The 7,164-nt window shown below is 29.4% G+C and carries 5 protein-coding genes; all 5 read left to right on the forward strand.

The genetic code is table 11. From position 1 onward, the window contains the following. Window positions 1–107 precede the first annotated feature (107 nt). The 5 genes from CP357_RS09160 (at window position 108) to CP357_RS09180 (ending at window position 6,925) form a co-directional block, all read left to right on the forward strand. Complete coding sequence (locus CP357_RS09160) at window positions 108–1,610, forward strand: flippase (RefSeq protein WP_098037132.1); 1,503 nt, start codon at window positions 108–110, stop codon at window positions 1,608–1,610. 119 nt (window positions 1,611–1,729) lie between these two features. Then, the gene (locus tag CP357_RS09165) at window positions 1,730–2,650 is read left to right on the forward strand and encodes a phosphocholine cytidylyltransferase family protein (protein ID WP_143468456.1); all 921 of its coding nucleotides are present in this window, start codon (window positions 1,730–1,732) and stop codon (window positions 2,648–2,650) included. A gap of 47 nt (window positions 2,651–2,697) precedes the next feature. Further along, window positions 2,698–4,467: a phosphotransferase gene (locus CP357_RS09170; protein WP_098037134.1), complete on the forward strand. Its 1,770-nt coding sequence runs from the start codon at window positions 2,698–2,700 to the stop codon at window positions 4,465–4,467. A 14-nt stretch (window positions 4,468–4,481) separates the two neighbouring features. Then, window positions 4,482–5,969, forward strand: a complete 1,488-nt coding sequence (locus CP357_RS09175; RefSeq protein WP_098037135.1) for an APC family permease — start codon at window positions 4,482–4,484, stop codon at window positions 5,967–5,969. Between the two features lie 5 nt (window positions 5,970–5,974). Beyond that, on the forward strand, window positions 5,975–6,925 hold the full coding sequence (locus CP357_RS09180; RefSeq protein WP_098037136.1) for an ornithine cyclodeaminase: 951 nt from the start codon (window positions 5,975–5,977) through the stop codon (window positions 6,923–6,925). The last annotated feature ends 239 nt before the right edge of the window (window positions 6,926–7,164 follow it).

Below are 7,164 nucleotides of genomic sequence, written 5' to 3' on the forward strand. Positions count from 1 at the left end.
GGCATATCACACACCAGATGAAATCTTCGAAAGAGAATTAGATAAAATCTATCAAACAGCGTAAGTGTTCAATTTATTATTGCAATTTACGATTAAAATTAAATATTATGAGCAAAAAAATAAAAATACATTCAATAAAATACAATTTCTTTATGAATGCCCTTTTAACTATTTCAGGTTTTATATTTCCTTTGATTACCTTTCCTTATGTATCAAGAGTATTAGGACCTGCGCCAAATGGTAAAATTGCGTTTGCTGCATCGGTTATTAGTTATTTTTCATTGTTAGCTGCAATGGGAATTCCATCTTATGGTGTAAGAAAGATAGCAGAAGTTCGTGATGATCAAGAGAAATTAAATAAAGTACTAACTGAACTAGTGGTAATAAATACACTATTTACTTTATTAAGTTATGTATTACTGTTATTGTTAGTGGTAATTGTTCCTGATTTTAGAAAAGATGCAGCGTTAATCGCCATAACATCTATTCAAATAATTTTTACTACGTTTGGGGTAGATTGGTTTTATCAAGGTATAGAACAATATGATTATATTACTGCAAGAAACCTAGCTTTTAAGGTGATAGCAGTAATATTAATGTTTATTCTAGTGCATAATCCGCAAGATTATATTATATATGCCGGTATTACCGTGTTAGGTAATGTTGGTTCTAATTTTTTAAATATGATTAAACTTCGTGATTATGCTAGTTTTAATTTTCATATTTCATTAGATCTTAAACCACATTTAAAGCCTATTATTACTTTGTTTTTATATAGTGCAATGACAGTTATTTATACTAATCTTGATCAAGTAATGTTGGGATTTATGACCAGCAATAAAGAAGTGGGATATTATTCAGCAACAATAAAGATTGAGAATATTTTAACTAGTGTTATTACTTCTTTGGGTGCAGTAATGTTACCTCGCATTACTTATTACTTGAATCATAATGGTATTCAAAAATTTAATGAATTAATTAGGAAGTCATTTAACTTTGTACTTTTAATATCAATCCCCTTGGCAATTTATTTCTTCTTAGAAGCCGATCAAGTTATTTTTGTATTGGCTGGTAAAGGATATGAGAGAGCTGGAATAATTTTGCAATGTTTAATTCCCGCTATTATCTTTGTTGGATTGAGTAGTGTAACTGCTTGGCAAATGTTAATTCCACTAAAGATGGAGAAATGGGTATTAGTTGGATCTATAGTTGGTGCTGTTCTCGATGCAGGGATCAATTTAATAATAATTCCTATTATTGGTGGTGTAGGAGCAGCTTTATCAACAGTTATTGCAGAATGTAGTGTATTTGTAACGCACTGCATAGTATTGAGAAATAGATTGCGCAATGCAATAGATTGGCAAAATATTTGTAAGCTCATGATAGGTAATATTGCTGCATTAATTGCATTGGGATTGTTATATGCTGTTCATTTTCCAATATTATTTTCTAGTGGTCTAACTCTTTCTTTGAAATCTAGTTTTATAAATTGTGTATGTGTAGGAATCGTGTACTTTGGTGTATATGGAATAACTTTATTAATTTTAAAAGAGAGACTAATTCAAGAAATATTAAAAAATATAATGAATCGATTTAGTAAGATAAAGTAATGGGTAATGTTATCAATGTAGTGATAGTCTTATTCTAGAATATGGTTTTAGATAGTTATTATTTTAAAAAATAAGTTAGTCAAGCATTTAAGGAATTAAGGATAAAATTTGTGAATAAAATGACTACAGAATTAACAAGATATCAATTTGAGATATTAAGATTTTTGGAAGAAAATGGTAAAGGAAAATATACACATCGTGAATTATCAGATGCTTTAATTATTTCAAATGTAGAAATAACTAAAGATATAGAAAATATGATTAATAAAAAATGGATTGAAAATGATAATGGCATTTTTGGGATAACTGAAAAAGGCTTGCAAGTATTGAATCCATATAAGGTAAAAAAAGCCACAATTCTGGCTGCTGGGTTTGGTTCAAGAATGATGCCTGCTACTAAGGATCGTCCTAAGCCGATGGTAACTGTAAATGGAAAGCGAATAATTGAAACACTCTTAGATGCATTAGTTAAAGCAGAAATTAAAGATATAACAATTATCCGTGGTTATAAGGGTGAAAAGTTTGATGAATTACTCACCAAATATCCATTTATTAAATTTATTAATAACTTAGATTATGATAAATTTAATAATATTTCATCAGCTATCTTGGCTAAAGATAGTTTTGTTAGTGGTGCATATCTTTGTGAGGCAGATTTATATATTTCCAATCCAGATATTATTACTAAGTATCAGTATACTAGTAATATTTTAGGATCTTGGTCGCTTCAAACTGATGATTGGAGTTTTAAATTAGATGACTCAGGTCATATAAAAGACTATCAAAAAGGCAATATTTATTGCTGGAATTATTATGGTATTTCTTACTGGACACCGGAGGATTGTAAGAAATTAAATAAAGATTGGGCAAAATGTTTTGCCGAAAGTAAAGATAAAGATATTTTTTGGGAACAAGTACCTTTACAACTGAATAGTAAGGATTATCAAGTAGAGGTTCGACCTTGCAACAAGTCTGATATAATAGAGATTGATAATTATTATGAGCTTGCGCAGTTGGATTCTAGTTATGCTAATAGATAATAAAAAGGCTACAGGTTCGTTGTAGTCTTTTTATATTGGAGAATATAATGGATATTAATGAATTTAAATTATTAAACTTTTTTTATAATAAATCAATCAAAAGAGAAGACATTTTAATTGATAAACAGACAACTCAAGTTTTAAATAATCACTGTTTGATAAAAAGATTAATTGAAGATAATTTAATTGAAAATGACAAATCTGGTATAACAAAATTTGGATTAGCCAAATTGAAACCCTATAAGGTAGATAATGCAGTAATTCTTGCAGCTGGAATTGCTACCAGATTAGTTCCATTATCATTAGAATATCCTAAGGGTTTATTTGAAGTTAAAGGTCAAAAGCTTATTGAAAGAGAAATAGAACAACTTAAAGAAGCAGGAATTAATGATATTACAGTAGTCCTTGGTTATAAAAAAGAAATGTTCTATTATTTGAAAGAAAAGTATGATGTAAAACTTATTATTAATGAAGAATATAATACTAAAAATAATATTGAAAGTTTATACCGTGCTAAAGATTATTTAAAGAATACCTATGTTTGTCCATGTGATGAATATTTCATTTCTAATCCTTTTAATCAATATGAATACGATTCTTTCTACGCTGGTTATGAATGCAATAAGCAAATTGATGAAATGTATGCTATTACAGACAATGATAATCAAATCATTGATATGAAGAAATCTTTATCAGGTGGAAACGTATTATTAGGACATACATTTTGGAATAAGAAATTTTCAAACAAATTTATTGATTTAGCAGAATCTGACCAATCAATAGGAAAATATGATCATCAATTTTGGGAGTGGCTGGTAAAAGATAATTTATCAGTTTTACCGAATTATTATTTTAAAGAATATTCAGAAAATTCTATTTTTGAATTTGATTATTTTGATCAATTACGAGGTTTTGATAATAAATTTGTAAATAATGCCCATAGCCAAATTTTGCGTAATATTAAATTGATTTTTAGATGTGAAGAAGAAGATATTGTTGATTTTAGGCCTATTACAGAAGGTATGACCAATACATCATTTGTGTTTCGGGTAAAAGGCAAAGACTATGTTTATCGTCACCCTGGTACTGGTACAGAAAAAGTTGTTAATAGAAAAAATGAAAAGCAATCTTTGATTATAGCCAAAGAACTAGACGTAGATCCTACTTATATTTATATGGATTCTACAGAAGGATGGAAAATATCTCGATATATTCCTGAATTTAGAGAACCGAAATATGATAGTTTTGAAGATAGTAAAAGAATAATTCCTGTATTAAGAAGGTTACATTCCACAAAAACTAAAGTAGATTATGGAATGAAACCGTGGGAAGATGCTCTTGCAATGGAGGAACTTATAAAGACAAAAAGTCCCAATGATTTTAAAAATATTGAAGATTTAAAAACTAAGATTTATAAGTTGTATCAACATACTTTAAGTGATGGAATAGAAAAATGCTTTTGTCATGGTGATACCTATTGTCATAATTGGATGATTGAGCCTAATGGACATGTTCTTTTAATTGATTGGGAGTATGCAGGATATTCAGATCCAGGTATAGATGTGGGTTATTATATTGTAGATGCAATGTATGATTTTAAGACCGCTCGAAGATTCATAAAAGAATATCTTGGTGATAAGGATAATACTGAAAGAGAATTTCATTATTTAGCATATGTAGCGATTATTGCATATTATTGGTACATATGGGCTATGTATAGAGAATCTTGTGGTGCCAATATGGGGGAGTCTCTTAACAATTGGAAAATAATGGCACAGAAATATGCTGATTATGTAATTAAAGAGTTTAATTTATAAGAGTTTTAATAATTATGAAAAATAATGATCAGGTAGTTCGTGCTTTAGGTTTAAAAGAATCTATTAGCATGACCATAGGAACAGTGGTGGGAGTAGGTTTATTTACAACAGGCTCATCTCAAATTGGCAAAGTAGGTCCGTGGATTATTGCCTTTACATTTGGTGCTTTATTAATATCTATTTGGCCCTGCTTAATTTATGGTGAAATGTCAGCCATGATGCCTATGGCAGGTGGAACTTATAATTATGCTAAATATGGGTTAAACCGAATATGGGCTAATGTTGCTGCATGGCAATATATTATTTCGGTTGTAGCAATTGGAGCTGGAGAGACTTTAGCGTTTGCTAATTACTTTAAAATATTACTTGAGCAATTTCATTTAAATTGGATAGTTCAGATAGATTCAAGATGGATTGCTATAATATTAGTTACTGCTTTTTTAATTTTAAATTATAGAGGAATTGAAATATCTGGAAAGGCGCAAACTGCTTTTGTATTCTTCTTTTGGGGATGTTCCATATTATGGTTTCTTTATATGATACCTGAGGTCCACTTTGAATATTTTGGTGGATTTGCTATGAATTCTTTGCCTTCGTTCAAAGAAATGATGTATATCTTTGGATTAGTATGGTGGTGTTATACTGGATTCGAAACATGTGTATCAATGGGATCAGAAACAAAATATCCACAGTATACATTACCTAGAGCTTTGAAACTTTCTATTTTCTTAGTATTTGCAGTTAATGCATTATTTCAATGGTTTTTGGTGGGGTTAGTTCCTCATAAATTTTATTCTGTATTATCCGTGGCTACAGCACCATATGCTGAAGGATTAAAGCTAGTCGGGTTAGTTGGTTTTCCATTAATTCTTTTATGTATTGGTATTGCATTCGGTGGAGATCTATCAACGATTAATCCTGGAATAGCTGCGCCAGCAAGATATATTTATGCTATGGCTCAAGATAAGGCACTACCTAAGTTTATGGGAAAGGTTCATCCTAAGTATAAAACTCCACATGTTGCGGTTGTGGTTATTGGGTTGATAAACTTTATTCTTATTTTAACTAATTCGATTGATTATATAGCTTCTGTGTCTTTAATATCGTTAGCGGTTTGCTACATTATTGGATGCTTAGCTTTTGTAGGTTTACGACAAAAATATCCAGATATGAAAAGACCTTACAAAGCACCATTAGGTTACTTTGGTGTGGCTATAACAGTAATTGCATATATTGGAATATTGATTTTTGCAGATAAAATCGCATTATTAACTGCTGTAATTATAGCAATTATTTCTTTAATATATGCTTTCTCGATTAAGCATCAATATGAAAGTAAAGTTGTATTAACTCAAAAGGAAATTGGAAAAGTTGAAGTACCAACTGATAATGAGAAAAAGAAAATAGATCATGAATATTTTGTATGGAAATATTCTACAATTGCAGTTTCAGTGTTAGCGTTGGCAATATATTTATTACCAATAATATTTAATCATAGGTAGGAAAAATGGAAGTTATAGATTTTGAGACAATTAAAAATTATGCTGAAAAAATGGATCCTAATGAGTGGTATCAATGGGTAGAATTTGCTTTAAAAAATAAATCAGATTTTATAATGCCACCTAAATCTAGAATTTCTCAATCTGATGGAAATTATTTTAATATAATGCCAGTTTTGTATCATTCTCTTGCGATGGTAAAAATGATTGGAAGACATAATTTAAAACCTGGAGAAAAGCGGTCATCAATGATGGGCGACATTATGTTGTATGATGCAGAAACTGGAATTTTAAAAACAGTAATGGATGCAGAATATATTACTACATTACGAACTGGGGTTGTAGCAGCGCATTCTGCTCAGTTATTTGCTAGAAAAAATTCAACTGTATATGGTCTTATTGGCTTAGGAAATATAATGACAGTTTGTTTTAAAGCTTTAGTCGCAAGATTTGACGTAAATACAACATATACTATTAAGCTTTATAAACATCATAATCAAGAACAAAGATTTGCAAAAAAATTTTCATATTTGAAAAATATTAATTTTATTTATTGTGATACTTATGAAGAAGTTATTGAAAATTCAGATGTAGTAATATCTGCAGTTACTAAGGCAGACAGTAATTTTGCACCAGATAAATGTTTTAAAAAAGGCGTAACTGTAATTCCCATTTGTACAATGGGATTTCAAAATTGTGATTTATTTTTTGATAAAGTATTTACTGATGAAATTGCTCAAATTAGAGGATTTAAATATTTTGATCAGTTTAAATCAGTAGCAAATGTAACAGATGTTTTGAACAAAAAAACTGCAGGCAGAGTTAATAATGAAGAAAGAATTTTAGTTTATAACTACGGTATAGCTATTCATGACCTCTTTTTTGCAATGAAATTTCATAATTTAATAAAAGGAAAAGAGGTTACTTATAGATATCCAACCGAAAAGTATTTTATGTAAGTAGTAAGAGTAAATTATAATTAATTTAATAAACTCTGTTGCTTCTCAGTGTGATTTATTAGGCATAAACACCCTTTAATATTAAAACTTAAGTCATCATCTGAAGTGGATGGTGGCTTTTATTGTGAATATAGAAATAGGAATGGAGTAAGCGTCAAATAACCGGGTATCTGTTTTAGCCTTCATTTTTCAGGTATTCTAATCTCATCAATTTAATGGAGGTTAAGAATATGATCGAA

The organism is Lactobacillus sp. UMNPBX6, from assembly GCF_002553975.1.
Taxonomy (GTDB): domain Bacteria; phylum Bacillota; class Bacilli; order Lactobacillales; family Lactobacillaceae; genus Lactobacillus; species Lactobacillus gallinarum.